Here is a 26,303-nt window from a genome sequence, read left to right on the forward strand (position 1 = left end):
GTGGGGCGGCCTCAACTAAATAACCAACCAAAATCATTGAAACTACTTTCGAAATGATTTGAAGTTTCATCTCAATAATCAAAAGCCATAACGCCGACTACCTTGAAAACATTGTGCCGCCAATCTTAAGCTACTGTTAAATGTTTTGGAACTATTTGTGTACTTTTGAAATAAGAAATTAAATCAATGTCAGAAAAACTAAAATTTGCAGTCTTTGGCGGTGGAAGTTGGGCCACAGCCATCGTGAAAATGCTTTGTGAAAACCTTGAGGAGGTTTGTTGGTATATGCGGAGTAAGGAAGCTGTAGATTTCATAAAGAAGCATCGCCATAACCCCAATTATTTAAGCTCTGTTGAATTCAATCTAAGTCAACTTAAGTTGAGCAATGATATTAATGAAACCGTGCGGTGTGCCGATTGCCTGATCTTTGTTATTCCATCCGCCTTCCTTCATAAGGAATTGGAAAAGCTAACCGTTTCCTTGGAAGACAAAATTGTATTTTCAGCCATAAAAGGAATTGTTCCAGAAACCAGCCTTATTGTGGGCGATCATTTCAATACGCATTTTAAAGTTCCGTTCAATAATATTGGGGTCATCTCTGGACCCTGCCATGCCGAGGAAGTAGCATTGGAAAGATTGTCCTATTTAACCATTGCCAGTGCGGATGATGAAAAGGCTAAGCTGGTGGCCAATGTACTGGGTAGCGATTACATAAAATGCACTACCAGTGACGATGTATTGGGGATAGAATATGCCGCAATGCTCAAAAATATTTACGCGGTGGCAGCTGGAATTGCACACGGGCTCGGGTATGGTGACAACTTTCAAAGTGTATTGATGAGCAATGCCATCCGCGAGATGAAAAAATACGTGAAAAAGGTTCACAAAATGAAGCGTGACATCAACGATTCTGCTTATTTAGGCGATTTATTGGTTACCGGATATTCTGTTTTTAGCCGAAACCGTTTATTCGGAACAATGATTGGGAAAGGCTATACCGTTAAAAGCGCACAATTGGAGATGAGTATGATTGCCGAAGGGTATTATGCTACCAAGAGCGCCTATAAACTGAACCAACAAAAAGGCAAGAAAAAAGCCAAGACCCCCATAATAAATGCAGTTTACGAAGTGCTCTACGAAAATAAAGACCCTAGAAAAACATTTAATAAACTAACTGAAAAGCTAGATTAAAAAAAGAGCTCCTCAAATTGAGGAGCTTTTCTTTTATTGCTTTATTTCCTTATTGATATTTTCAGGCAATTCTTCATAACCCATATTAAACAGGGTAAATCCAAATATATCCGCATACTGCTCGATAGTCTTGCTCACGGGTGTTCCCGCTCCGTGACCGGCATCGGTTTCAATTCTAATTAAAACGGGGTTACTGCCCGTTTGTTTAGACTGAAGTTCTGCAGCAAATTTAAAACTGTGCGCTGGCACTACCCTATCATCGTGATCGCCAGTAGTAATTAAAGTTGCGGGGTATTCCACACCTTCCTTTACATTATGCAATGGCGAATAGCCTTTTAAATATTCAAACATTTCTTTGCTGTCTTCCGCGGTTCCGTAGTCGTACGCCCAACCTGCACCTGCGGTGAAGGTGTGGTAACGAAGCATATCCAATACACCCACTGCCGGAAGAGCCACTTTCATCAATTCGGGGCGTTGCGTCATGATAGCGCCCACAAGCAAGCCTCCATTTGAGCCGCCACGAACCGCGAGATAATCACTGGAAGTATAATTGTTTTCTATTAAATATTCAGCGGCAGCTATAAAATCGTCAAACACGTTTTGCTTTTTCATCTTAGTGCCGGCATCGTGCCATTTTTTTCCATATTCCCCGCCTCCGCGAAGGTTGGGTACGGCATAAATACCGCCCTGCTCCATCCAAACCGCGTTTGCTATGCTGAAACTTGGCGTCAAACTTATGTTGAAACCACCGTAGCCATATAGAATAGTTGGATTTTTGCCGTCCATTTTCAATCCTTTTTTGTGAGTAATGATCATCGGGATTTTGGTACCATCTTTTGAATTATAAAAAACTTGGTGGCTTTCAAAATTTTCAGGGTTGAAGTCAATTTCAGGTTTTATGAACAACTCAGAATTTCCGCTTGCAATATCATATTTATAGATGCTGCCGGGAGTAACATAATTTGTGAAGGAATAGTACAGTTCCTTTTCTTCCTTCTTTGTATCAAAACCACCTGCCGAACCAACGCCAGGAAGTTTTACCTCTCGGATCAATTTTCCATCATAGTCATATTGTAATACCTTTGAAACGGCATCTACCATGTAATTTGCAAAGATGTTTCCACCTCCGGTACTAGGCGAAAGTACATTTTCTGTTTCAGGAATAAAATCTACCCAATTATCTGGAGTAGGATTATTGGCATCTACGGTAACTATCTTCCTATTTGGTGCATTTCTATTGGTAACTATATATAATTTTGAACCTACGTTTTCCAAAATAGAGGTATCAGAGTCGGTATCATCCAAAATAGTTACGAACGCAGCGCCGGGCTTTGTTAGATCCTTTATAAATAGTTTATTCCCCGAAGTTGAAGTACTTGCTCTAATTATAAGATAATTGTTGTCCTCGGTAACACTCGCATTTATGTACCGGTGCTTTTCCTCTGGGGTGGCACCAAAAATTACCTTATCCTCGCTTTGAGGTGTTCCCATTTTGTGATAATACACTTTATGCTGATCTGTTTTTGCGGAAAGCTCACTACCTTTTGGCTTGTCATAACTGGAATAGTAGAATCCATCCTCACCCTTCCACGAAAGGCCACTGAACTTGATATCCTTTAGCGTATCGCCTACCAATTCCTTGGTTTCGGTATTCATTACAAGTACCTTTCGCCAATCGCTTCCACCTTCGGAAATGCTATAGGCCAGTTTGCTACCGTCTTTGGAAAAACTTGTTTCGCCCAATGAAATGGTGCCATCTTCCTTAAAAGTATTGGGATCTAAGAATACTTCGGCAGTACTTGGGTCTTCCCCAGTTTTGTAGCGATATAGCACATATTGGTTCTGAAGACCGTCATTTTTGTAGAAATAAGTATAGTCGCCTTCTTTAAACGGGGGCCCCACTTTTTCATAGTTCCATAAATCGGAAAGCCGTTCCTTTAATTCTTCCCGAAACGGAATTTTATTCAAATAATCAAAAGTCACCTCGTTTTCGGCCTTTACCCATTCAGCGGTCTCGGCACTTCGGTCGTCTTCCAACCAACGATAGGGATCCTTTACTTCTTCACCGAAGTAGGTATCAACGGTATCAACTTTTTTTGTTTGAGGATAGGTCACGGAAATAACTTCTTTTTTTGGTTCTTCCTTACAGCCCACAAAGGCAAGTACAAGGATTGCTGGAACAATTGTAAATTTCATATTATTGATTTTTTCGAAATGTAAATGTAATGTTTTTACTTAAAAGGAAATATTGCAATATGTAAAAGGCTTCCGCAAAGAAGCCCTTAAATACTGCGTACAGTTGAATTTAATGAAATAAGGGTTTATAAACTTTCCAATGCTTATAAATCAAAATAACATTCAATATAGTTATTACCAAGGCCACAAGAAGACCTGGTGTATCCAAAAATAAATGAAATAATAAGATATTAACCGTAATGGGGGCCAACAAAAGCAATGCAAACGAAACCCACTTGTTAATAAGCAAAAGCAAACCGATAAAGATTTCCAAAATTCCAATGACTTTTAGAATGTAGCCTGTGCTGCTAAGCGAATCGATAAAAATTGCCGCATCTCCCGTATAAATATGTGTAGGCATAATGTGAAGATTAATCAATTTGCTTAGTCCAAAAAAAAGTAATCCCAAGCCTAAAATGATTCTCAGGATTTTAGTAAATGTTGAATTCATAGGCTTTACGTTTAAGGGTTAATCCTTTAAAGGTACTGAAAAATAAAAAACGCACCTTTAAATAAAGTTCGTTTTTTTAACAAATTTTTAAAAAAATTCTTAGTTTTTCTCTTAAATGCTTAAACGAGCTTATTGTTTACCAAGTATTCTGCAATTTGAACGGCATTGGTAGCAGCGCCTTTCCGAAGGTTATCGCTCACAATCCACATATTCAACGTATTGGGTTGTGACTCGTCCCGACGAATTCTTCCCACAAACACTTCGTCTTTGTCGTGCGCGTACATAGGCATCGGGTAAGTGTTGGTATCTGGATTGTCCTGAACGGTTATGCCCGGAGTTTCGTGCAATATTTTTCGAACATCGCCCAATTCAAAATCGTTTTCAAACTGCACGTTTACCGCTTCGCTGTGGCCACCGGCCGTAGGAATTCTCACCGCCGTGGCAGTAACTGAAAATGTACGGTCATCCAATATTTTTTGGGGTTCGCGGGCCAGTTTCATTTCTTCCTTTGTGTAACCATTTGCTTCAAAAACATCACAATGCGGAAGCGCGTTTTTATGGATTGGGTACGGATAGGCCATTTCACCTTTTACTCCCGCCATTTCATTCTCCATTTGCTGTACAGCCTTTAGGCCCGTTCCCGAAACAGATTGATAGGTAGAAACCACCACCCTTTTCATTTTATACTTTTTATGAAGTGGCGCCAAAGCCATCACCAGCTGTATGGTGGAGCAATTGGGGTTCGCGATTATTTTATCTTCTTTTGTAAGTAAGTGGGCATTGATCTCCGGAACGATAAGCTTTTTATCGGCTTCCATGCGCCACGCTGAAGAGTTATCTATTACGGTAGTGCCAACCTCAGCAAATTTGGGTGCCCATTCCAAGGAAGTGTTTCCGCCAGCCGAAAATAGGGCGATATTGGGTCTTGCCGCAACAGCCTCCTCTAAACCGATTACTTTATGGTTTTTTCTTTTAAAGGAAATTTCCTTTCCTACAGATTTTTCCGAAGCTACCAAAAGCAGTTCATCAATGGGGAAATTGCGTTCGTCCAACACTTTCATCATTACTTCGCCAACCATCCCGGTGGCACCTACCAAAGCTAATTTCATTGTTTTATAATTTTAGGCAAAAGTAATTTATAGTAAGCTATTATTTCTGAATAAAAAGCAAAAAAAACCCTCTCCATTTTGAAGAGGGGTTAGGTTAGAATATGTAATGCAGCGGTGGCTGTAAATTATTTTTTTCTGAGTTCGTCGCGAATCTGCATCAGTAAATCCTTTTCAGAGGGCCCTGGATCTGGCGCAGGAGCTTCTTCTTTTTTCTTGCGTACTTTTCCGTAGGCTTTCACTATCAAGAACAATACAAAACCAACGATAATTAAATTGATGATAGAGTTTATCCATTTTCCGTACATAATGGCATTCTCCGGCTTGGTAATCTCTCCATCGGGAGCAACCACGGCCTCTGAAAGCACTACTTTTAAATCGGCGAAGTCAACACCTCCGGTAAAATTACCTACTATGGGCATCATCACATCATTGGTGAAACTTGATACAACAGTGCCTACTGCAGCGGCAAGTAGAACAGCTACGGCAAGGTCTACCACATTGCCGGTCATAATAAAATCCCTAAATTCTTTTAGCATGTTGATTGGTTTTAGAAGTTAATAGCCACTAATTTACTTAAAAAGAATTCATTTTCTCAAATAATTTCCCAAAAGGGATTAATTCCTACAAACAACCCGTTTCACTCTTTGTGAAACTGCGGTAATCAATTCATAGGAAATAGAATTTATCGCGGCCGATAATTCCTCAGCAGTGGAAGAAGGTCCAAATACAATGGCCTCATCACCTTCCTGACATTCAATACCGGTAACATCAACCATAATCATATCCATGCAAACATTGCCGAGAATATGGGCTTTTTTCTCATGTATAGTTACCCATCCCTTGCCTTTTCCGTAGGAACGCGGAATTCCGTCCGCATGCCCAATGGGAAGCGTTGCCGAACGCGTAGTTTTCCCTGCAACAAAGCCACGGTTGTAGCCTACGCTTTCATCCTTCTGCACGGTATGTATTTGCGAAATAACCGTTTTCAGCGTGCCTACGGGTTTTAAATGTTTGTTTTCCGCCGGGTCATTGCCATAGCCATAAAGACCTATTCCCGTGCGTACCATATCAAAATGGGCTTGGGGATAGTTGATGATGCCCGAAGTGTTTGCGCAATGCAACAAAGGTTTATATCCCAATTTTGCGATAATTTCTTCTGAAATTTTTCTGAAATCGTCAATCTGCCCCGTTGTAAATTCCTTCAGCTTTAAATCTTCACTTGCAGCAAGATGCGAAAAGACCGATTTCACCTTCACACTTTGAGATTTTGAAAGTGTTTCCACGATAAAATCCAAATCCTTTTCCACGAAACCCAAGCGGTTCAAGCCCGTATTGAATTTTAAGTGAATTGGATACTCCTTCTGCTTTTTTCCTTCCGCGAAAGCGATAAATTCCTCCAGCATTTTTCTGGAATAGATACTGGGTTCCAAACAGCGGTCCACAATGATTTCAAAATTTACCGGAAGCGGGTGCAACACCAAAATGGGGGTTTCAATGGAAGCATTCCGTAGCGTTTCGCCCTCATTGGCATAGGCCACGGCAAAATAATCAGCGCCCAAAGCGGCAAGTTCCTTGGCAATTACAACGGAGTCACTTCCGTAGCCAAACGCCTTTACAACTGCCAAAACTTTGGTTTCGGGCTTTAATTTTGAAGTAAGATATTTATAGTTATTGTCGAGCGCATTGAGGTCAATCTCCAACAAGGTTTCGGTGGCTTTGGGCATATTAGGCTTGTTTACCGGTTTCTTCGGCCTGTCCGTCGTGGCGGGAAGCTTTGTTATCAATAATTTGCTGGGCATCCTTCACTTCCAGTTTTACCACTTTGTCGCGCAGTTGTGCCTTATAAAATGCGGCGCGGCTCAAAGGTTCATATTCCTCTGTTTCACCGAGCAGGACTAGGGCCTCGCTCTTTGCCTTTCGGTAGCTGTAATGGGCAAGATTTCCCGTTCGGGTACAGATGGCGTGTACTTTGGTAACATATTCGGCCGTTGCCATTAAGGCGGGCATGGGACCAAAGGGATTGCCTTTATAATCCATATCCAAGCCTGCGACTATCACGCGCACGCCGCGATTGGCGAGGTCGTTACAAACTTTTACGATTTCGTCATCAAAAAACTGGGCCTCGTCAATGCCCACCACATCGCAGTTATCTGCCAAGATTGGAATGTTTGCGGCAGCGGGAACGGGCGTGGAGCGAATTTGGTTACTGTCGTGGCTGGTCACCGCATCCTCGGCATAGCGCGTGTCTATGGAAGGGGTAAAAATCTCTACCTTTTGGCGGGCAAACTGGGCGCGTTTCAGCCTTCGGATAAGCTCTTCGGTCTTTCCTGAAAACATGGAACCGCAGATTACCTCAATCCAGCCAAATTGTTCTTTCTGATTTACGGTATTTTCAAGAAACATAGTTTAATTTTACGCGAAACATTGGGTACTAATTAAATTTCCAAACGATTTGTCCAACTTGAAGATTGTTTGAAATCTCCATAAAATGGTAGATTTGAACAAGAAAACAAAAATAGTTGACGTTTACATAAAGGATGCGTAAATTTATAAAAACAAAATAGAAATTCCGGTTAATTTAAAAAGATATGAAGAAGAAACTCCGCGAGCAAATATCAGGTCTCGCAAAGCAACTTATTGAGGAAGAGAAAACATTTAATGCCGCTTCGGTAAAGGGATTGGTGATCGAGCTGCATGAAAAATTGGCCGTTTTGGAATATCTTGAAAATCAAATTGGGGAACCTTCAGAAGAACCGCTTGCCGAATCGCTCGATTCCAAAAGTTTCCGGGAAGAAAACTGGTTTACCGAGCCCGAGCCCGTGCCACAGCCAGAGCACAAAGAAGACCTCATTGAGCCTTTGATGGAAAAAATAAAGGACATCGTAGCCCAGATGCCCGAGGAAAGCGAGCGCATTGATGAGCTTTTGGATGAAATGCTTCCGAAAAATCACGAACATTCAACTGCCGAAGTAAGGGCAAAGCCATCTGTAAAATACACTAAGAACGATTTGGAGGAATTTGCTTCAAATTATCAGCAGATGCCGGAATTTGAAAGAAAAGCACCCGAGCTTTTTCCAAAATCAGTTGAAGGAACCCCGGCGAGTAAAACCATGACCGAATCGCGCGCAAAATCGCTCAATGACACCATAAACAAAGGATTGAATATTGGCTTGAACGACCGTTTGGCATTTATAAAGCACCTTTTTGAAGGCCAGTCCGAGGATTATACCCGCGTGCTTTCCCAGATAAATACGATGGAGAGTTTTGAGGAAGCGCAAAATTTCATTAATGAAAAAGTGCGGCCCGATTACAACCATTGGCTCAATAAAGATGAATATTCCGAAAGATTTTTGAATATCATTGAAAAGCGTTTCAACTAAATTTTCAAAATATGACAGCCCAAAAAACCATCTACTGGATAGCCACAGGGCTGCTCAGTGCACTTTTTCTCTATTCGGCATTTCTATTTTTAACAGACACGCTCGTCATTCAAGGCCATTATCAGGATTATCAATACCCTTCCTACTTGGTGGTGCCTATGGCCATTGCAAAAATTTTCGCAATTTTGGTTATTCTTTTCCGAAAGCCAAAATGGGTTATGGAATGGGCGTATGCCGGTCTGTTCTTCGACCTTGTATTGGCCTCCTTTGCGCATTATCGCTTGGGCGATCCAAACCTTACGTTAACGCTGTTGGGGATTTTATTTTTATTGATTTCCTATTTCTTCGGAAAAATTGTACGTCCATAAATTATGTCGGGAAAACTTTACTTAGTGCCCACGCCCATTGGCAATTTAAAGGATATGACCTTGCGCGCCATTGAAGTGCTGAAGGAAGTAGATTTAATTCTTGCAGAAGATACTCGCAACAGTGGAAAACTGCTGAAACATTTTGAAATCGACACCCAGATGCACTCCCACCACATGCACAACGAGCACAAAACGGTGGAAGGCATTGTAAAGCGAATTCAAGGTGGTGAAAACATCGCGCTCATTAGCGATGCGGGCACCCCGGCCATTAGCGACCCCGGATTTTTATTGACCCGAGCCTGCGTGGAAGCTGGCATTGAAGTGGATTGTCTGCCCGGTGCCACCGCTTTCGTTCCGGCGCTTGTAAATAGCGGTTTCCCGAACGATCGATTTGTTTTTGAAGGTTTCCTTCCGGTGAAAAAAGGAAGGCAAACCCGGCTCGAACTTTTAGCCGAAGAGACCCGAACCATCATTTTTTACGAATCACCGCACAAGCTGCTGAAAACGCTTGCACAGTTTGTGGAATATTTCGGCGCCGAAAGACAAGTTTCCGTTTCACGCGAACTCACGAAACTGCACGAAGAAACCGTTCGCGGCACTGCCGAAGAAGTTTTAAAACACTTTGAAAACAAGCCGCCTAGGGGGGAGATCGTGGTGGTAGTTTCGGGAAAAAAATAAAACCTATTCCATAACCAGACTAGTGGATTGCTGGATCAAATTTAAATAATAAGATGCTTTTTGTGGATCTATCGTCACGTCAACGGTATCGGAAAGTTCCATATTGGCATCAAAAACATAAAAAAATATTTTTCTCATTCGGATGATTGCGTTTTCCAAAGGAAAATTGGATATTTTCAAAAGCATCATAAAAAACCATCATTTCGAGTTCCTTTCCTTCCCAATTCTTTTTAAATTCGGCAATTGCCACCTATCCTTCTTTATAATAGCGTTTATATTCTACTCCGTTTTCCATTTTGAGTTTTGCCTTAACATCGCCAAACTTGTCATAAATTACTTTTTCACCAACCATTTTTCCCTTTTCGTAACCAACTTCAGAGAGTAATTCACCTGATTCATAAAACTCCCTTTGGATTCCATCCTGTCTGCCGTTTTTATAGTTGTATCCCTTGGTAAGTTGTCCATTTGCATTGTAGGAAGCATAAACGCCATTTAAGAAACCGCGCTTGGTTTGGAACTCTTCGGAAGGTTTTCCTTGATGAACCACAACAAAATGCCCAGTCATTAATTCCTTGTCATTATCATAATATAATTTTATATCATAGTTGTTGCGAACAGCCTCAAAATCATCGTAAGTTATTGTCTGTTTAGAATTCATCCGAACTTCATCAACAGCGTCTATCACTTTATTACAGGAAAATAGAAGTACTGAAAATGATGAAAATAGTATTAATTTTTTAACCATTTTTATGCTATTATTAAATATGTTTCCCTTTATTCCACCCATGCTTGCCAAGATACTGCTCCCCACTTTCCACAGCGCCCTCTTCAATAGCAGTTCCCATAGAGTCGTTCCAGCGGTTTAAATAACCAAAAAGCGAAATAACGCCAAGCATTTCCACAATTTCGCCTTCGTTCCAATATTTGTAAAGTCTTTCTTTAATTTCATCATTCACAGCATTTGGCACTTGGCTGGCAGCCAAAGAAAAGTCCAAAGCGGCACGTTCCGCTTCCGAAAAGGCGGGATGGGTTCTGTATTCCCAAATGTTGTCAAGCTGTTCCTGCTCCGCTCCGTAGCGTTCCGCAGCGCGGATGGCGTGCGCTTGGCAATAGCGGCAACCTGTGGCATTGCTGCTTATCCAAGCAATCATTCTTTTTAAAGCCGAGGGTTTCGTTGAAAAATTCAGCCAATTGTTTGGTTTCGGCGTCGTGGTTTGGGGAAAGCGGTGTTACTAATGGCATCGGTAATTTTTAGAATATTTTATCCGAAGATAGGAATTGCCGATGGCAAATTCCAAATCACAAACTCCAAATTTCAAAAAAGCGTTTAATTCTTCAGCAGTCTAAAAACGCCGTTCTGGGTTTTCAGAAAATAAACCCCACTTTGGGCGGAAGAAAGATTTATCAGTGATTTCTTTCCAGTCAATTCACCCGTTGTAATAATTTTTCCGGTTATATCTGTTATTTGATAAGCTGAATTTTCAGAAAAAGATTTCTGTTCAATATTGAAAATTCCGTTTGATGGATTTGGGTAAACATCTGTTATTTGGTTTTTAAACTCAGGGACAGACAAAGGATTGTTGTTGTGACGGAGCATTACAATGTCTTCTTCACCATTGTACCACAATGTATAACCAATAGTCACAATCTTTCCGTCTTCCTGCATCATACTTTTTGAGTTGTAAAATTCTACAGATGGTGATGCCCCGGTAAAAGAATTATCCAGGGTTCCTCCCGAAAAAAATCGTGATAGCACATAAACACCCCCTCCTTCAAAACAATCGGGAAGCCTGCCTCCAATGAGCATTCTTTGATTTTGCTGAACTATCAAGTCAGAAATATAAAGTCCTGAAATTGGAAGTAAAACCGTTCCATTGTTTCCAAAGTTAGTGTCTGGTGTACCATCATTTAAATATTTTAAAAAGAAAGGCTGCATAACTGGCTCGAAAAGATCTACACATGCCCCACAACTTCCGGCAATAATTATTTTATTATCATTTGTAAAATCAAGACTTGCCGTACTAAAATTCATGGGATTTAAAGCATCAATATTTTTAACTGTAACCCCAGCATTTCCAAAATTTGTGTCCAAATAGCCGTCTGGCAGCAATTTCATCAAAAAAACATCAGTATCTGCATTATTATCAAGAGTCCCTAAAACAAAAATATTTCCCTGATTATCCACTTTTGTTTCCCGAATTGTAAAACTTTCTCCAGTATAATCTGAGACCGCTGTACCGTTTACACCAAATAATAGATTTAACGTGCCATCGCTAAGATAATGTGAAATAGAAACTTCATCGTTAGCAGAAAATCGGAATAATAAAAAAGAATCATCCTCTAAGTGCATCATACTATAATTCCCTGGAATGGAAACCGTACCATTGGTGCCAAAACTATTGTCCAATTCACCACTATTCAAATATCTCGCAACAATAAAAACTGTATTTGATCCTTGATCTTGGTTTCCTGCGGCTACAATTTTATCTTGATTATCAACAAATAAAAAATCATATCCGTAAAAACCACTCCCAAAATTCGCTGAAACTATACCATCAATTCCAAAAGAAGAGTCGACAGAACCATCTTCCAGAAACCTAACAAGTATTTTGTCATTTACATTATTTATATTTTTGGATCCCGATAAGATTAATTTTCCATCGTTTTGTTCCACAATTGTATATGCAAGGTCTTGACTATTATCTAAGTCTATCACTATAACTCCCCCATCCCCAAAAGAAGTATCAAAACTCCCATCCTGCGCAAAAGATACAAGAGAAGCCATTCCAGCCAAAAAAAGTAAAAGTGTTTTCATAATTCCAAAATTTAAAGGTTAGTAGGGGAGAATATTCCCACAAGATAATAAATTATTGAATACAAAAAACTCTTAAACAGTTATCGTAATTTTGTAATTTTATAGCTCTCCCCTTTATTCTAAATACAGCATACGCAAGAGTTGGAATTTAGAATCTTTAAACTTGGAATTTACAAAGTATATGCGCTGGACCCTAAAACCAAAACCCGATCCCGAAAAAGTAAAGTCTCTTTCAAAAGCATTAAAGGTGGAGCCCATAATCGCTTCGCTTTTGGTACAGCGCGGCGTGGAAACTTTTGAGGAAGCCGAGAAATTTTTTCGTCCAAGTTTGGGAGATCTGCATGATCCTTTTCTGATGAAGGATATGTACAAAGCCGTTTCAAGAATTGAAAAAGCAATCGAAAACGAGGAAAACATTTTAATCTACGGCGATTACGATGTGGATGGAACAACAAGTGTTGCCTTGCTTTCGTCCTATTTAAAAAGCTATTACCCCAACGTTTCAACCTATATTCCCGATAGATATGACGAAGGTTACGGCATTTCGTATAAAGGAATTGACTTTGCCGAAGACAATGATTTTTCACTAATAATTGCTTTGGATTGCGGCATAAAAGCTATCGATAAAGTGGCGTATGCTTCTGAAAAATATATCGATTTTATAATCTGCGATCACCACCGTCCGGGGAAGGAAATTCCTAAAGCCGTTGCCGTGCTCGACCCAAAACGCGAGGATTGCGAATATCCTTACAAAGAACTCTGCGGATGCGGCGTTGGTTTTAAATTGATCCAGGCATTAGCCGCAAGGCGAGGCTTGCAAATTGACGATTTACTGCTGTATTTAGATTTGGTTGCGACCGCAATTGCGGCAGACATTGTACCAATCACTGGCGAAAACAGAATCCTCGCGCACTACGGACTTAAAGTAATAAACAGCAATCCGCGCACGGGAATGCAAGCAATTCTTAAACAAATAAAAAAACAAACTCTCACCATTACCGATGTGGTTTTCATAATCGCCCCACGCATAAACGCTGCAGGAAGAATGAAACACGGCAATCACGCCGTTACTTTACTCACTGAAACCGATTTAGAAAAAGCGGAAAATTATGCCGCCGAAATTGAAAGTTTTAATACAGATCGCAGGGATGCTGACAAACAAATTACCGAGGAAGCCCTTCAGCAAATAATCCAAAATAAGGAAGAAGAACGAAAAACCACGGTTGTGTATCAAGAAAATTGGCATAAAGGCGTTATTGGTATCGTGGCTTCCCGCTTGACGGAAACGTATTACCGGCCCACGTTAGTCTTTACCAAAAGTGGCGAAAAGCTCGCCGCCTCGGCCCGTTCTGTTAAAGGTTTTGACGTTTACAACGCTTTGGAAAGCTGTGCCGAACACATTGAACAGTTCGGCGGGCATATGTATGCCGCAGGTTTAACGCTGTTTGAAAAAGATTTTGAAAATTTTAAAAATGAATTTGAACGCGTGGTTTCAGAAACCATCGATCCGCATTTACTCACGCCCGAAATTAAAATAGATGCTGAAATAGATTTGGAAGACATCACCCCAAAATTCTATAGAATTTTAAAACAGTTCGCCCCTTTCGGTCCGGGAAATATGACACCAACATTTATGACCCAAAACCTAAAAGACACTGGCTGGGGAAAATGTGTGGGTGTAGACAAAACGCATCTTCGCGTTGTTGTGAAACAGGGAAATTCAAATCAATTTACGGGAATCGGTTTCGGGCTGGCAGATAAACAGGATATTGCCTGTAACGGAAAACCCTTTAACGCAGTCTATTGCATTGATGAAAATGAATGGCAGGGGAATGTTAGTCTGCAATTACGGTTAAAGGATATTCGGGAATAACATTTATTTCATTTTTGGTTGTTGTAGGGACAGAGCATGCCCGGTCCCTACAACCTAAACAATTTAATTATTTTGAATTGAATTGTTTTAATTCAAATTTTTCGCCATCAAAAACCCCGTAGGTATAATGGTTTATCCAATCGCCAAGATTATAATAGGTTGAATTTTCGCCTACCTTAATTTCCATCGGCAAATGGCGGTGGCCAAAAACAAAGTAATCAAAATGTTTGTTTTCCAGTTTTCGTTTTGAGTATTGGGCAAGCCATTCTTTTTCCTCGCCCAAAAATTCTTTGTCCTCATCACCAGAAATCAACTTGTTTTTTACTGAAAGATGCTGCGCCACGCGAACGCCAATATCTGGATGCAACCACCTAAAAAGCCATTTTGAAAACGGATTGATAAAAACTTTTTTCATCCGCTTGTACCCTTTGTCTCCCGGACCTTTTCCGTCGCCGTGGCCAATGAAGAAATGTTTATTATTGAAAATAAATTCTTTCGGGTCGTGATAAACGGGAATATTGAGTTCTTTTTCAAAATAATCGTGCATCCACAGATCGTGGTTTCCCACAAAAAAGTGAATTTGGATGCCGCTGTCGCGAAGCTCCGCCAATTTTCCCAAAACGCGTACAAAACCTTTTGGCACCACGGTCTTGTATTCAAACCAAAAATCGAAAAGATCGCCAAGTAGGAAGATTGCTTCGGCATCGTGTTTTATGGTGTCGAGCCATTTCACAAAAATCTTTTCGCGCGGCAAGCTTTCGGCCTGTGTGGGCGCGCCAAGATGGTTATCGCTAGAAAAGTATATTTTTTTGCCTTGCGGGATTTGCATGGAGCAAAGATAGTGAAAGTGAATTGTCGGAGTACTTTTTTATTAAGTTGTATGTTTTGTTATAACAATGTAGTAACTTTGTGTAAATTATTCAAAAATGGAAGCGAAAATAATAAAGGTTGGTAATTCAAAAGGAATCATTATACCAGCCAAATTTCTGAAGCTCATCGGCCTCGAGGAAAAAGTTGCCATCGAAATTGAAGATGACAAAATGATCATTACCGCAGCAAAATCAAAACCTCGTGAAGGATGGGAAGAAATGCTGGCAGAAGATGTGGCAAAATATGGGCAGCCCGAAAGATTGATGCCGGATTTTTTTGAGGAAGAAAATAATACGGATTGGGAATGGTAAAACAGTATGATATCTATTGGGCAAATCTGGATCCAACCTTGGGAAGCGAAATAAAGAAAAGTCGTCCGTGCGTTATCATTTCCCCCAATTTTTCAAATAATATTTTGAACACAGTTCTTGTAGCGCCCATCACATCTACCCTTAGAAATTTTCCGATGCGAATTGAGATTACTTTAAAAGGAAAAAGAGGGCAAATCGCATTAGATCAAATAAGATGCATAGATAAGTTGCGATTAGGCAACAACATGGATAGTTTAAACAAAAGATCCATCAAGGAATTAAAAGCAATTCTTTCGGAATATTTGATTGAATAATTGTTAATTATCCCCCGCAAACCACTCCGCATAACTGCTATCGGTTTCCTGTAGTCGTAAGGAGTGAAGCATTATATTTTTAGGAAGACGCTTTTTTATTTTTTCAGAAAAATCAATCACCATCATTTCGCTGGTGGGCTGATAATCTACCAAAAGCACGCTGTGGCCGCGGTCGCTCAGTTCCTTTGCCAATTCTACGTGGGGTGTATTTTTATTGAAAACGGTAGCGTGGTCAAAAACATCGACGATTTCTTCCTTTACAATTTTTTTTAGGTCGCCAAAATCGATTACCATCCCGAATTTTACGTTATCGTTATCAGAAATCGGGGTGCCGATAACAGTTACCGAAAGCTTATAACTATGCCCGTGCACATTTCTGCATTTGCCGTCGTAGCCGTAAAGCGCGTGGCCGGTTTCAAAAGAAAAAATCTTGGTAATGCGTATCTGTTTCATTGTATAAAGTTGGGGCAACAAAGATACAATTTTATACGCCCACGATTTAAAATGTAGCTTTTGAAAAAAGCAGGCGTTGTTTTCACTAAAACCACACGTGGTTTTGAGTAAAAGCACACGTGGTTTCTCCCTGGAGAAGCTTATCTTTATAATTAATGAAAAAACCAATCGGTTTCTGCACTATATTTGCCCACTTTTTTAAAGATATATAAAAATGACCGAAGAACTTTTTGAGCAACTGCAATTTGTTGAAAACCCGCTGTTTGAAACTATCATTGACGATCTTCTCCAGCAGCAATACAGCATTGTGAACGATTTTTTTTCTTCGGAAGAAGTGGAGATTTTGCGCGGTTCATTGCTCGCAAAATACGAAGCGGACCGTTTCAAAAAATCTGCCATCGGCAACCGAACCAATGAGGAAATCGACAAAAGCATCCGCGGCGATTTTATTCTTTGGATGGACGAAAAGAATGCCAACGAAGCCGAAATTCTCTTTTTCAAAAAAATAAACGAGTTGGTCAATTACCTAAACAAAACCTGCTTCTTGGGAATTCTGCACAAAGAGTTTCACTACGCGGTATATCCAACCGGCACTTTTTACAAGCGGCATTTGGACACGTTTCAAAACGACGACCGCCGAAAGCTTTCCATAGTTTGCTATCTGAACGAAGACAATTGGCTGCGCGAAAATGGTGGCGAGCTCACCATCTATACAGATAAGGAAGATCTGGATATTTTACCGCTTCCGGGGCGAGTGGTAATTTTTGAAAGCCAAGTTTTAGAACACGAAGTGAAGGTGGTAAAAGCTTCGGAACGTATGAGCATTACGGGCTGGCTAAAAACGCGGTAGTTTTTGGAATCTCACCCTGAAGTCTAAAAGCTTAAATCAATCATCAGAGATATATCTTATGTTCGCGGCAATAGTCCGCAATATAACTCTGTAGATTTTCTACCGCATTTTTAAAATTTACACGTTCACTTTCCCCAAAACGTTCCGCTTCCAAATCCCTTTTTAATTCCATCGAAATGCTTTCACGAATTTCGCGCACGAGAATTTTTAGGTATTTCTCTTTGCTCATTTCTGAAACCTGCTGCAGATCAATCAAGGCTTCGCAGACTTCTTCATATTCGGAAACCAGCTCTTTTACCGAATTATTTTCAAGTAATTCGGGATTGTTTCTAAATATTTCGGAAGGGGTTTTCAATTCAAAATAATTATTTATTTCTGATTTTTTTATAGACCACAGCTGCAATTACCAATACTGCCAATATCAAAAAGAGCCCAGGCCCGCCAAAGAATTTTAACCAATCCATTTTTTGTGATTCGTGTCCCGATAGTCATCGGGATGTGATTTGTTAATCGTTAATTGTTAATTCGAAATCCATCGCTTCCTATTTCCTGTTTCCTGTTTCTTGTTTCTTGTTTCTTGTTTCGTAAAAGTATTAATTTTCTATCAGCGGAATATATTTTCTTCGGAATTTAACCATCAAAGCAACCGCGCGGTATGCCACCCAAACAATAAGTGCCGTCCAAATACCTATCAGGCCCCAATCCATATATTTCGAAAAATAAAGCACAGGAATGAAGCCGAAAAGAGTTGCTCCCAAAAGTACATTTCGCAGGTAGCCCATTTCACCCAACCCCTTAAAGATAGAGTCGAGCGTAAACGCCATAGCATTGAATGGTAAACAGATGAGCACCATAAAAAACATACCGTAAAATATGGAAAGTACCTTTTCATCTTTGTTGAAGAGTAAGCCCAGTGGTTCGTAAAGCAGCAATCCAAATAATACTAGGCCAGCAGCTACGGCGAGGTTGTAGCCGTTCACTTTTTTAGTTAGCTTCCAAAGCGAACTGTAATTGCGTTCCCCCAACAATTTGCCGCTGAGAATATTACCCGCTGCGCCATACCCGTCAATGAAAAACGCAGTGAAAATCCAAATATTAAAAGCGATGGTGTGGGCGGCAATATATTCCTTCCCCAAGGCGGCGGCTTCACGGGTAGCCAAGATTAAGGCCGTATTTAATGCCACCGAGCGTAAAAAGAGGTTGAAGCTCATGCTCACCAATCGTTTTATTTCTGGATGCAGGGGAAATTTCAGCTTTAGGGAAATTTCGGTTTTCTTTAAAAGTAGCACAAAGGCAATGACCGCCATTACCGTTTGAGAGATGAGGCTGGCCCAGGCAGCGCCCTTTATGGCCATTGGCATTATAAATCCCTCAATGCCATAGACTAAGGCGAAATCCAACCCGATGTTCAGTACAGCGCCTATGGTGGCAATTATCATAGGCCAAAATGTATTCTGTAGCCCGCGAAACAATCCAAAGACCGCGAATGTAAAAAGCGTGAGCGGAAACCCCCAAACCCGAATGTTGTAATAATCAATACTAGAGGTGAGCACCAGCCCTTCGGCATTTAGGAGTTTAAAGATTTCTTCCACAAAAAAATAAGTAGAAAAAAGTACGATAACACTGAGGGCAATATTGAAATAAATAGCCTGCGCTGGAAAGTTGTGAAGTTCATTTAATTTGCCGGCGCCCAGATTTTGTGATACAATTGCAGAAATAGCGCTTCGGGTTTGCGCCAAAATCCAGATTAAAGCAGACAAAAACGAACCCACGATACCCACTGCGGCCAAGGATTCAATTCCAAACTCGTTAATATTTCCCACCACGGCAGCATCTGTTGCCGAGAGGACCGGCTCGGCGATTCCAGAAATGATTGCCGGAATGGCGAGTTCTTGGATACGTTTGAAGGAAATATCTGTTTGTAGCATCGTGAAACGGCAAAACTAAGCAAAATGAAAAAAGGCAATGGAAGGGTTTTGGGATAAAATATATAAATTTGGTTGAAATGTTAAAGCGTTATATATTCAATGGCAATTAATATTAATTTTACACTTAATTAAATCAAGTTTCAAAATATGAAAAATATCTTGGTGCCCGTAGGTTCTTCGGCAAACGCAATCAGCAACTTGCAGTATGCCATCGACTTGGCAGAATCAATACAAGCTAATGTGTATGTGGTTTCTGTTTTTCAGGAGCTTTCCAAGGTTGGTGGTCTTTCAAAAGTGAATACTATTTTAAAGGAAGAGTCGGAAAACCGTTTGGATGAAGTGGTTTCACAAGTAAATAAAAAAGGCGTACAAGTGATTGCACACCCCGTAAAAGGTGATGTGTTGGAAGGCATTGGGCGTATAAGCAAGCAAGTGCCCATTGATTTAATGGTGCTGTCTCCACGAAGCAATTCAATAAAGGAGGAAGTGTATTTGGGAAAAACTTCTGGCAAATTGCTAAAACAGACAAACATTCCAATCTTGGTAGTACCCGAAGGAGCAAAATTCCAACCGCCAAAGACGATGTTGATGGCTTTTAAAAATGGCACTTTTGAAAACGACAATCTATTGGAGGCCGTCCGACAGTTTAAACAGAGTTTTGGAACCGAAGTAAACGTACTTCACGTGGAAACGCCTGAAACTACTGAGGAAATGAAAAATGTAACTCCTAATTTAAAGACTATCCAAAATTCATATACACAGGTTGAGGCGGCAACTACCTTTCAGGCCGTAATAGAATACTTTCAGCAGTTTAACCCAGATATGCTCTGCGTAATACGCAGAAAACGTGGTTTCTTTAAGAAGCTTTGGGAAAAGAACGAAATCCATAAACGGGAGTTTCACACGAGCAAACCTTTGCTAGTACTGCCGGTACAGGATTAGGTAGAGGTTTTCACAATAAAAAAGCCACCGCGGAAACGGTGGCTTTTTTGTGGAGAATATCGGAGTCGAACCGATGACCTCTTGCATGCCATGCAAGCGCTCTAGCCAGCTGAGCTAATCCCCCAATTGCTGTTTAGGATGCCAAAAATAGTAATTTTTTTAATACAAGCTTCATTTTAAAAAAGCAATTGTAGTTTTAACTGCAGAATTTAATTCATTTGGCAACATCTCTTCTTGCCAAGGATGTTTTGAATTGAAAACATGGTCTGCCCCCTCAATTACGGCCAACTCACTTTGTGGATTCCAGGAATGTATTGCTTTTGCCTCCTTCGTCGAAACCGTGGGATCCTCACTCCCGTGGACAATAAGAAGTGGGACCTTTAACGATTTTACCGCTCTACGAATGGAAAACCGCTCCTCGTTCTCTTTAAAATCCCGATAGAATTGAAATTTATGTGGCAACATTTGTTTGGTCCGGCTGTTTTCTACATAGGTAACGCCAGTTTCTTTCCATTGTTTAAAAGACTCAGACTCTTCTTGAAATCGAGCTTTAAAATCGCTTACACTTGCCCAGGTAACCACTTTATTTATTCGGTCATCCGCTTCTGCTTTAATCAGCGCTATTCCGCCGCCACGGCTATGGCCAATTAGAGAAATTGATGAACTTTCACTTGGGATATCTTCGTTGCCTTTTTCAATATAATTTAGAACCCTGTCCAGATCTTCGAGTTCCAAACTGAAATTATTTGCAGCAAAAGCCTCCAAATCTGGAAAATCAATCGGGTTTTCCACGGTACCGCCGTTGTGCGAAAAATTGAATTTCACGAAGCAGAAACCTGCATCTACAAAGGCTTCAGCCACCAAATGCCAAGCGCCCCAATCCTTAAATCCTTTGTAACCGTGACAGAAAATTACCAATGGCTGTGGCTTTTCCGTTTTATTGTAATAAACATCGTAAAGGATTGGCTTTTTATTTTCTGAAGTGAGCACTCTGTTTTTTCTAATTATCATCAATCTATTTCTTTTTCAGTGAAAGGAAGTTGTGGATCACAAATTTCCAGAATAAGTTTTTTTAATTCAATAGTAAAAGTCTCTAAAGTTTCGGCCGTTATTTGTTGGTCCCGTTTGCTGTATGCGGATGTTTTGGTTCCAAATTTCAGAAATCCACTTGCCAGGTTCTTGAATGAAATTATTCCCGCTTCAGCCCCGTGAATCGGCAGGTCTTTGTTCATCATTAAAGCGTATGTCAGCACTTGAAAGGCCTTGCTGAATTTATAATCTTTGCTCAACTCTTCCCAATCCATTATTTCCACATCGCCTTGGTTTACCAGACCTGTTTTATAATCAATGATTCGCAATTGTCCGTTGTACTCGTCCACCCTATCAACCTTGCCGTGGATTTTTACGGGAAAATCCAACTCCGGGATTGGAATTTCCAAAGTTAAATCGGTTTCAATTTTACGTATTTTTATAGTGTTTCCCGCTTCCACCTCGGCAATTTCTCGATCTATAAAGTTTGAAATATAGCGCTTTGCAACTTCAAAAATGATGAGGTTTTTTCCTTTTGAGAACGTTCCTCCCCGAAATGTTTTTTTAAATTGTGCAGTTACTTCGTCGTGTACACGATTTTTCATCCCCACGAGATCGTCAACCGCAAGCAGTGAATTTTCCAGGGGTTGATAGAATTTTTCCAAAGTGTCGTGTATTATGGTTCCCAAGGTGTTGGCAGCCACGGTTTCTTCAACTTCTTCAAATTCACTCAACCTTAAAATCTTTTGAAAATAGAATTCCAATGGATTTCGGATATAGCTAGTAAGGGCAGAGGGCGAAAATCCCTTGGCGGCAATCTCGCGCAGCCTTTGCATTACACTTTCCGTTTTTTGGATCTGCTTTAGTGATTGCGGCGCTATTTGAACTTTTGGTGCCAGCACTTTCTTTTCGATGGTGTGGTTTGGATGCTTTTCTATTTCCAACTGCCGAATAAATCGGCTCTTTTCACCTGTATTTATTCCTTCGGAATGGTTGTTATACAGCAAGGTTATATTTTTTGCGCGATGCAGCAATCGATAGAAGTGATAGGTATAAATAGCATCTTTTTCGGGGAAAAGCGGCAGATTAAATTGTTGTTTCAGATCGTACGTGATGAAAGAGGCATTTGATTTACCAGAAGGAAAAATTCCTTCGTTTACCGAGGTGATTATAACATTTTCAAAATCGAGCACCCGCGTTTCCAAAACCCCCATTACTTGCAGTCCCCCATACGCGTCGCCCTCAAAATCTAACGATGTGGTTGCGGTTAGTTCTGAAAAAAGGGTGAGAACGCTCTTAACGGATTTCAGATGTGTATATTTTTGATTAAGCGCGTCAATTTTGCCAAAAATATCATAGAGATGATGTAGCACTATCCTATCAATGGAGGCCGTTTCGTATTTGTTTTGCAGTTTTTCGATAATTCGTAAGGAAGATTTTATTGCCATTTCACTCTTCTCTCTCCAATTATTAAAAAGTAGTTCTAACCCGTCGGCATTGGAAGGTTCTGACATTTCCAACAAATCCTGAAAGGAAATATGCGTAATGTTATTTTGAACTAATTTTTGAGCGAGCTCACCGGCATCGGGCAAAAGATTTCTACCGAGCGGATGATTAACAATTGAAAGAATATCTTTATAATACAGCGTTTCGGTATTGCGCTGATGAATTGCGAAAAGTCTTTCGAAAAATCCCACAGCAGGAAAATTGCCAACGGAAACGCCCATTGTAAGATTAAGGGCCTTTACATTTGAAGGCAGCGAATAAAGTAAGGGAACTAACAGATTTTCGTCACCTAACACAATGGCCGTCTTATTTATTTCTTCGGGAGAAAGCGTGGCTAGCACTTCACCCACATACTTAGCCTGTCCGATATTTTTCTGAACTTCTATAAATTTAAAGTGCTTTGCCTTTTCGAAGTTTTGGGCGACAATGATAGGGGCGTTGTCCTTAAAGAATTTCCAATTTTTTATATATTTTCTAATGAAATACGAAGCACTGTGTTTTGAATCTTCATAAAAAGTACGGTCTGCATCCCAATAAATCTTGGTGTGGCCAGTTTCCAATAGTTCTTGGATAATGTGCTGTTCCGCCGTGTTTAGTGCATTAAATCCAAGGAAGATATGTGGCTTTCTTCGATTGTGGTTAATATAATGTTCAATATTTGAAGAGGCCTCTCGATAAACCATTCCCTGATAACCTAAATGCTCCTTTAAAAGTAAGGATTGGATATTGCTATAGAAGAGTGGGAGACTTTCCCAAAACTGTATATAGTTATTAATAAGTTCGGTCTTTTCATCCTTTACACCCCATCTTTCCATGGTTTTAATGCTGGCCAAATAACTAAAAAAGGAGGCGGGTTCTACTAGGTGTCGATCAATCTCGTTGAAATCGTTTAACAGCGTTCCTGCCCAAGTGGAATAGGTTTCAAAATCGTCCTTTTCAGGAATGCTTTCCGTATTGAGATAGGCTTCATAACTCTTAAACAAAAGCTCTGTATTGTCTATAATTTCAAGATTTGACATTTCCGTAACGAATTCCTCTATGCTGCAGATTCTGGGCGCGAAGAAAGTTTTATGGGAATTCTTTTTCAATTCATTTAATAGAAACCCGCCTGCCCTTTTACTTGGCAATACAAAGGTTATTTCGGATATATCGGCAGAAGTAGATTGAATGTGGGCCAGGGCTTCTTGAAGAAATGTTATCATAGCCTAAAAATAAGAAACGCCCCCGAAATTCGGAGGCGTTTCCACATTATTTATTATAATCTATCTGTTGAAATTATTTTTCCAAAGAAATTTCAACACGACGGTTTTGTTGTCTTCCAGCTGCAGTGTTGTTAGTTGCAATTGGTCTTTCTTCACCAAAACCTTCAGATCTTAGACGATCATCATCCATTCCGATATTCACAAGATAATCGTGAACAGAAGCAGCTCTTTCTTTAGAAAGCTTCATGTTGTAGGCATCGCTACCACGGCTATCAGTGTGTCCTTCGATTAGGAACTTAGCGTTTGGATATTCTTTCATAATATCGGCTATGCTCTGAAGCGCAGAATAAGATTCTTTTCTGATGGTTGCTTTGTCATAGTCAAACAAGATAGTTTTAGAGTAGTCGTTCAATTGCTTGATAACTTCTACAGAAACTTCTGGACAACCTTTGTTGGCAACTGTACCAGGTACATCTGGACACTGATCATCTTTGTCAAGAACGCCATCGCCATCTCTATCTGGCCAAGGGCAACCGTTGTTAGCTTTTGGACCTGCTTCGTTAGGACAAGCATCGTCTTTATCAGCGATACCGTCACCGTCAGCATCAGGACATCCGTTAAGAGCAGCTAAACCAGCTACAGTAGGACATTCATCAAGATGATCTGGCACTCCGTCACCGTCAGTATCAGGACATCCGTTAAACTCAGCTAAACCAGGAGTGTTTGGACATTCATCAAGTCTATCTTCAATTCCGTCACCGTCAGTGTCAGGACATCCGTTAAATTCAGGAAGACCTGGAGTTTCTGGACATTCATCATCTTTGTCGTAGATACCATCACCGTCAGTATCTTTTCCACCAAATTGGAATACAATACCAGCAGAGTGCTGGAAGTGAGTGATTCCATAAGTATCTTCAAATGCGTGCTTATAAGTTGACTGCAAGTTAAGTGCTAGGTAATCGTTGAACCAGAATTTAACACCCGCAAGTGCATTACCAGTACCAAATCCGATATCATCTACCCAGGTATAACCACCACCAATACCGATAGATGGATCAAACCAGCCACCGCCAAAAGCGTTTCTGAAGCTGTATTTAATCTCCCCATCTGCTGAATAGTAGCTAAGATCAGCTGCAGGGGCATCTCCTATTTTATCAATACGGTTGATAGAACCCGCTGCTGTAAAAACAAAACCACCACCCATATAGCGGCTGATAGCAAGTCTTGATACTGAAGGCAGGATGTTCCAGTGATCGTTCGCATTAAAGTATTCATCAAAATAGTCTCCTCGTAGGGAAGGATCAATACGTCCTTTATCGCTTGTTCCGACTGGATAAACGTCAACAGCGTTTACACCAACCTCAACAGCCCAAGGATTGTTTTCGTCTTGTGCGTTCGCCACCCCGATTCCCATAAAAAGGACAGCAGCAACTAATAATCTGTTAAGATGTTTCATATTCGATTGTTTAATTTTTAAGTGTTAATTAAGAGCAAAAGTAAGTTGTTAAATATTATAAACAAAAGCAAATCTAATAAAATTTTCCTAAAGTCGTTGCTATTGATACGCAAATAAAGGATTTGCTAATCAATAACTCCCAATTTTTTTCCAATCTTGGTAAAGGCCGTTATTGCTTTGTCCAAATGCTCTTTCGTGTGCGCTGCCGAAAGCTGAACGCGGATTCGGGCTTTTCCTTTCGGAACCACAGGAAAGAAAAAACCAATTACATAAATACCTTCCTCCAAAAGCAAGTCGGCCATTTGCTGTGAAAGCTTGGCATCGTAGAGCATTACTGGCACAATTGCACTTTCACCATCTATTATATCAAATCCCGCAGCTTTCATTCCCTTTTTGAAGTAGGCGGTATTCTCCCAAAGTTTATCCCGTAGCGATGTATCGTTGGAAAGCAGATCAAATACCTTTATTGAGGCCCCAACGATTGCAGGAGCTAATGAATTTGAAAATAGATACGGCCGCGAACGCTGGCGAAGCATTTCAATAATTTCTTTCTTCCCAGTAGTATAACCACCCATAGCCCCACCCAAGGCTTTTCCAAGTGTTCCCGTAATTATATCTATACGGTCCATAACTCCTTTTTCTTCTAAGGTGCCTCGGCCCGTTTCCCCGATGAAGCCGGTAGCATGGCATTCGTCAATCATTACCAGGGCATCATATTTATCAGCAAGGTCGCATATCTTGTCTAATGGAGCTACCAAGCCATCCATTGAAAACACTCCGTCCGTAACAATAATTTTGAAGCGAGCCCCTTTTTCATTTGCAGCAATAAGTTGATTTTCCAAATCTTCCATATTGCTATTTTCATAACGATAGCGTGCTGCCTTGCAAAGACGAACTCCATCTATAATGGAGGCGTGGTTCAAAGAATCTGAGATAATGGCATCCTCTTCGCCAAGCAACGGCTCAAATACTCCTCCGTTAGCGTCGAAACAAGCCGCGTAAAGTATGGTATCTTCGGCGCCATAGAATTCTGCAATCTTTCGCTCCAACTCTTTATGGATGTCCTGTGTACCACAAATAAAACGAACGGATGACATTCCAAATCCATGGGTGTCCATCGCATCTTTTGCAGCTTGAATTACCGCCTTGTGGGAAGACAGTCCCAAATAATTATTGGCACAAAAATTTATAACCTTTTGGCCGGTTGAAATAGTTATTTCCGCATCTTGGGGTGATGTAATAATGCGTTCCCTTTTGAAAAGACCGTTCTCTTTAATTTCTTCTAATTCGTTCTGTAAGTGTTCCTTTATTTTTCCGTACATAATTGCGCTTTTTAATGTTT

The 26,303-nt window shown here is 40.5% G+C and carries 26 protein-coding genes, 1 tRNA gene and 1 pseudogene; 9 read left to right on the forward strand and 19 right to left on the reverse strand.

The window, feature by feature from the left end; all coding sequences use genetic code 11:
- Positions 1–186 precede the first annotated feature (186 nt).
- A complete protein-coding gene (locus MB09_RS07410) occupies positions 187–1,191 on the forward strand; it encodes an NAD(P)H-dependent glycerol-3-phosphate dehydrogenase (RefSeq protein WP_045080272.1) in 1,005 nt (334 codons plus the stop codon).
- A gap of 33 nt (positions 1,192–1,224) precedes the next feature.
- Here MB09_RS07410 and MB09_RS07415 read toward each other — a convergent pair whose 3' ends face one another.
- From MB09_RS07415 to MB09_RS07440, 6 genes are all read right to left on the reverse strand, one after another.
- A complete protein-coding gene (locus MB09_RS07415; protein ID WP_045080273.1) occupies positions 1,225–3,387 on the reverse strand; it encodes a prolyl oligopeptidase family serine peptidase in 2,163 nt (720 codons plus the stop codon).
- A 109-nt stretch (positions 3,388–3,496) separates the two neighbouring features.
- A complete protein-coding gene (locus MB09_RS07420; protein WP_045080274.1) occupies positions 3,497–3,877 on the reverse strand; it encodes a DoxX family membrane protein in 381 nt (126 codons plus the stop codon).
- 119 nt (positions 3,878–3,996) lie between these two features.
- Positions 3,997–4,986, reverse strand: coding sequence for an aspartate-semialdehyde dehydrogenase (locus tag MB09_RS07425; RefSeq protein WP_045080275.1), 990 nt, complete (start codon positions 4,984–4,986; stop codon positions 3,997–3,999).
- A 125-nt stretch (positions 4,987–5,111) separates the two neighbouring features.
- Positions 5,112–5,522 carry a large conductance mechanosensitive channel protein MscL gene (gene mscL, locus MB09_RS07430; RefSeq protein WP_045080276.1) on the reverse strand — a complete coding sequence of 137 codons (411 nt, stop codon included), beginning with the start codon at positions 5,520–5,522 and terminating at the stop codon, positions 5,112–5,114.
- 78 nt (positions 5,523–5,600) lie between these two features.
- On the reverse strand, positions 5,601–6,710 hold the full coding sequence (gene alr / locus MB09_RS07435) for an alanine racemase (RefSeq protein WP_045080277.1): 1,110 nt from the start codon (positions 6,708–6,710) through the stop codon (positions 5,601–5,603).
- 1 nt (position 6,711) lies between these two features.
- Positions 6,712–7,389, reverse strand: coding sequence for a thymidine kinase (locus MB09_RS07440; protein WP_045080278.1), 678 nt, complete (start codon positions 7,387–7,389; stop codon positions 6,712–6,714).
- 185 nt (positions 7,390–7,574) lie between these two features.
- Between MB09_RS07440 and MB09_RS15450 the strand changes: the two genes are divergently transcribed.
- Genes MB09_RS15450 through rsmI form a run of 3 tightly spaced genes read left to right on the forward strand, consistent with a single transcriptional unit; the run spans position 7,575 to position 9,412 of the window.
- Positions 7,575–8,366, forward strand: coding sequence for a hypothetical protein (locus MB09_RS15450; protein ID WP_052671316.1), 792 nt, complete (start codon positions 7,575–7,577; stop codon positions 8,364–8,366).
- Positions 8,367–8,377: 11 nt separating this feature from the next.
- Positions 8,378–8,734, forward strand: coding sequence for a DoxX family protein (locus MB09_RS07450; RefSeq protein WP_045080279.1), 357 nt, complete (start codon positions 8,378–8,380; stop codon positions 8,732–8,734).
- A gap of 3 nt (positions 8,735–8,737) precedes the next feature.
- Positions 8,738–9,412: a 16S rRNA (cytidine(1402)-2'-O)-methyltransferase gene (gene rsmI / locus MB09_RS07455; RefSeq protein ID WP_045080280.1), complete on the forward strand. Its 675-nt coding sequence runs from the start codon at positions 8,738–8,740 to the stop codon at positions 9,410–9,412.
- Between the two features lie 3 nt (positions 9,413–9,415).
- Here the strand turns inward: rsmI and MB09_RS16515 are convergent, their stop codons facing one another.
- From MB09_RS16515 to MB09_RS07470, 4 genes and pseudogenes are all read right to left on the reverse strand, one after another.
- Positions 9,416–9,550 (reverse strand): hypothetical protein, encoded by a 135-nt coding sequence (locus MB09_RS16515; RefSeq protein WP_262987124.1) that lies wholly within the window; start codon positions 9,548–9,550, stop codon positions 9,416–9,418.
- A 112-nt stretch (positions 9,551–9,662) separates the two neighbouring features.
- Positions 9,663–10,157, reverse strand: a complete 495-nt coding sequence (locus tag MB09_RS07460; protein WP_131459850.1) for a toxin-antitoxin system YwqK family antitoxin — start codon at positions 10,155–10,157, stop codon at positions 9,663–9,665.
- Between the two features lie 13 nt (positions 10,158–10,170).
- Positions 10,171–10,654 (reverse strand): annotated as a pseudogene (locus MB09_RS07465) (carboxymuconolactone decarboxylase family protein).
- A gap of 85 nt (positions 10,655–10,739) precedes the next feature.
- Positions 10,740–12,227: a T9SS type A sorting domain-containing protein gene (locus MB09_RS07470; RefSeq protein WP_045080282.1), complete on the reverse strand. Its 1,488-nt coding sequence runs from the start codon at positions 12,225–12,227 to the stop codon at positions 10,740–10,742.
- A 181-nt stretch (positions 12,228–12,408) separates the two neighbouring features.
- Between MB09_RS07470 and recJ the strand changes: the two genes are divergently transcribed.
- Positions 12,409–14,100, forward strand: coding sequence for a single-stranded-DNA-specific exonuclease RecJ (gene recJ / locus MB09_RS07475; RefSeq protein WP_045080283.1), 1,692 nt, complete (start codon positions 12,409–12,411; stop codon positions 14,098–14,100).
- A 67-nt stretch (positions 14,101–14,167) separates the two neighbouring features.
- Here recJ and MB09_RS07480 read toward each other — a convergent pair whose 3' ends face one another.
- Positions 14,168–14,929, reverse strand: a complete 762-nt coding sequence (locus tag MB09_RS07480) for a UDP-2,3-diacylglucosamine diphosphatase (protein WP_045080284.1) — start codon at positions 14,927–14,929, stop codon at positions 14,168–14,170.
- A gap of 97 nt (positions 14,930–15,026) precedes the next feature.
- On the opposite strand from MB09_RS07480, the gene MB09_RS07485 reads away from it, so the two are divergent.
- Entirely contained in the window at positions 15,027–15,281 is a 255-nt protein-coding gene (locus tag MB09_RS07485; RefSeq protein WP_045080285.1) for an AbrB/MazE/SpoVT family DNA-binding domain-containing protein, read from the forward strand.
- Entirely contained in the window at positions 15,275–15,595 is a 321-nt protein-coding gene (locus MB09_RS07490) for a type II toxin-antitoxin system PemK/MazF family toxin (RefSeq protein ID WP_045080286.1), read from the forward strand. Before MB09_RS07485 ends, MB09_RS07490 begins: the two co-directional genes overlap by 7 nt.
- 3 nt (positions 15,596–15,598) lie before the next feature.
- Here MB09_RS07490 and MB09_RS07495 read toward each other — a convergent pair whose 3' ends face one another.
- A complete protein-coding gene (locus MB09_RS07495; RefSeq protein WP_045080542.1) occupies positions 15,599–16,048 on the reverse strand; it encodes a 6-pyruvoyl trahydropterin synthase family protein in 450 nt (149 codons plus the stop codon).
- Between the two features lie 214 nt (positions 16,049–16,262).
- Between MB09_RS07495 and MB09_RS07500 the strand changes: the two genes are divergently transcribed.
- Positions 16,263–16,898, forward strand: coding sequence for a 2OG-Fe(II) oxygenase (locus MB09_RS07500; RefSeq protein WP_045080287.1), 636 nt, complete (start codon positions 16,263–16,265; stop codon positions 16,896–16,898).
- A gap of 43 nt (positions 16,899–16,941) precedes the next feature.
- Here the strand turns inward: MB09_RS07500 and MB09_RS07505 are convergent, their stop codons facing one another.
- Together MB09_RS07505 and MB09_RS07510 are read right to left on the reverse strand one after the other, a co-directional pair.
- Positions 16,942–17,253, reverse strand: a complete 312-nt coding sequence (locus MB09_RS07505) for a hypothetical protein (RefSeq protein ID WP_131459852.1) — start codon at positions 17,251–17,253, stop codon at positions 16,942–16,944.
- A gap of 238 nt (positions 17,254–17,491) precedes the next feature.
- Positions 17,492–18,826, reverse strand: coding sequence for an MATE family efflux transporter (locus MB09_RS07510; RefSeq protein ID WP_045080289.1), 1,335 nt, complete (start codon positions 18,824–18,826; stop codon positions 17,492–17,494).
- A 147-nt stretch (positions 18,827–18,973) separates the two neighbouring features.
- Between MB09_RS07510 and MB09_RS07515 the strand changes: the two genes are divergently transcribed.
- Positions 18,974–19,768 (forward strand): universal stress protein, encoded by a 795-nt coding sequence (locus tag MB09_RS07515; protein ID WP_045080290.1) that lies wholly within the window; start codon positions 18,974–18,976, stop codon positions 19,766–19,768.
- A 50-nt stretch (positions 19,769–19,818) separates the two neighbouring features.
- Here the strand turns inward: MB09_RS07515 and MB09_RS07520 are convergent.
- The 5 genes from MB09_RS07520 to kbl all read right to left on the reverse strand — a co-directional run bounded on the left by MB09_RS07520 (position 19,819) and on the right by kbl (position 26,283).
- Positions 19,819–19,892, reverse strand: a tRNA-Ala gene (locus MB09_RS07520).
- A gap of 47 nt (positions 19,893–19,939) precedes the next feature.
- The gene (locus MB09_RS07525; RefSeq protein ID WP_045080291.1) at positions 19,940–20,779 is read right to left on the reverse strand and encodes an alpha/beta hydrolase family protein; all 840 of its coding nucleotides are present in this window, start codon (positions 20,777–20,779) and stop codon (positions 19,940–19,942) included.
- Entirely contained in the window at positions 20,779–23,505 is a 2,727-nt protein-coding gene (locus MB09_RS07530) for a PD-(D/E)XK nuclease family protein (RefSeq protein WP_045080292.1), read from the reverse strand. The genes MB09_RS07525 and MB09_RS07530 overlap by 1 nt, the downstream gene beginning before the upstream one ends.
- A gap of 73 nt (positions 23,506–23,578) precedes the next feature.
- Positions 23,579–24,961 (reverse strand): OmpA family protein, encoded by a 1,383-nt coding sequence (locus tag MB09_RS07535; RefSeq protein ID WP_045080293.1) that lies wholly within the window; start codon positions 24,959–24,961, stop codon positions 23,579–23,581.
- Between the two features lie 125 nt (positions 24,962–25,086).
- Positions 25,087–26,283, reverse strand: coding sequence for a glycine C-acetyltransferase (gene kbl / locus MB09_RS07540; RefSeq protein WP_045080294.1), 1,197 nt, complete (start codon positions 26,281–26,283; stop codon positions 25,087–25,089).
- Positions 26,284–26,303: the final 20 nt, after the last annotated feature.

This window comes from Aequorivita vladivostokensis, from assembly GCF_000952855.1.
Lineage (GTDB): Bacteria > Bacteroidota > Bacteroidia > Flavobacteriales > Flavobacteriaceae > Aequorivita > Aequorivita vladivostokensis.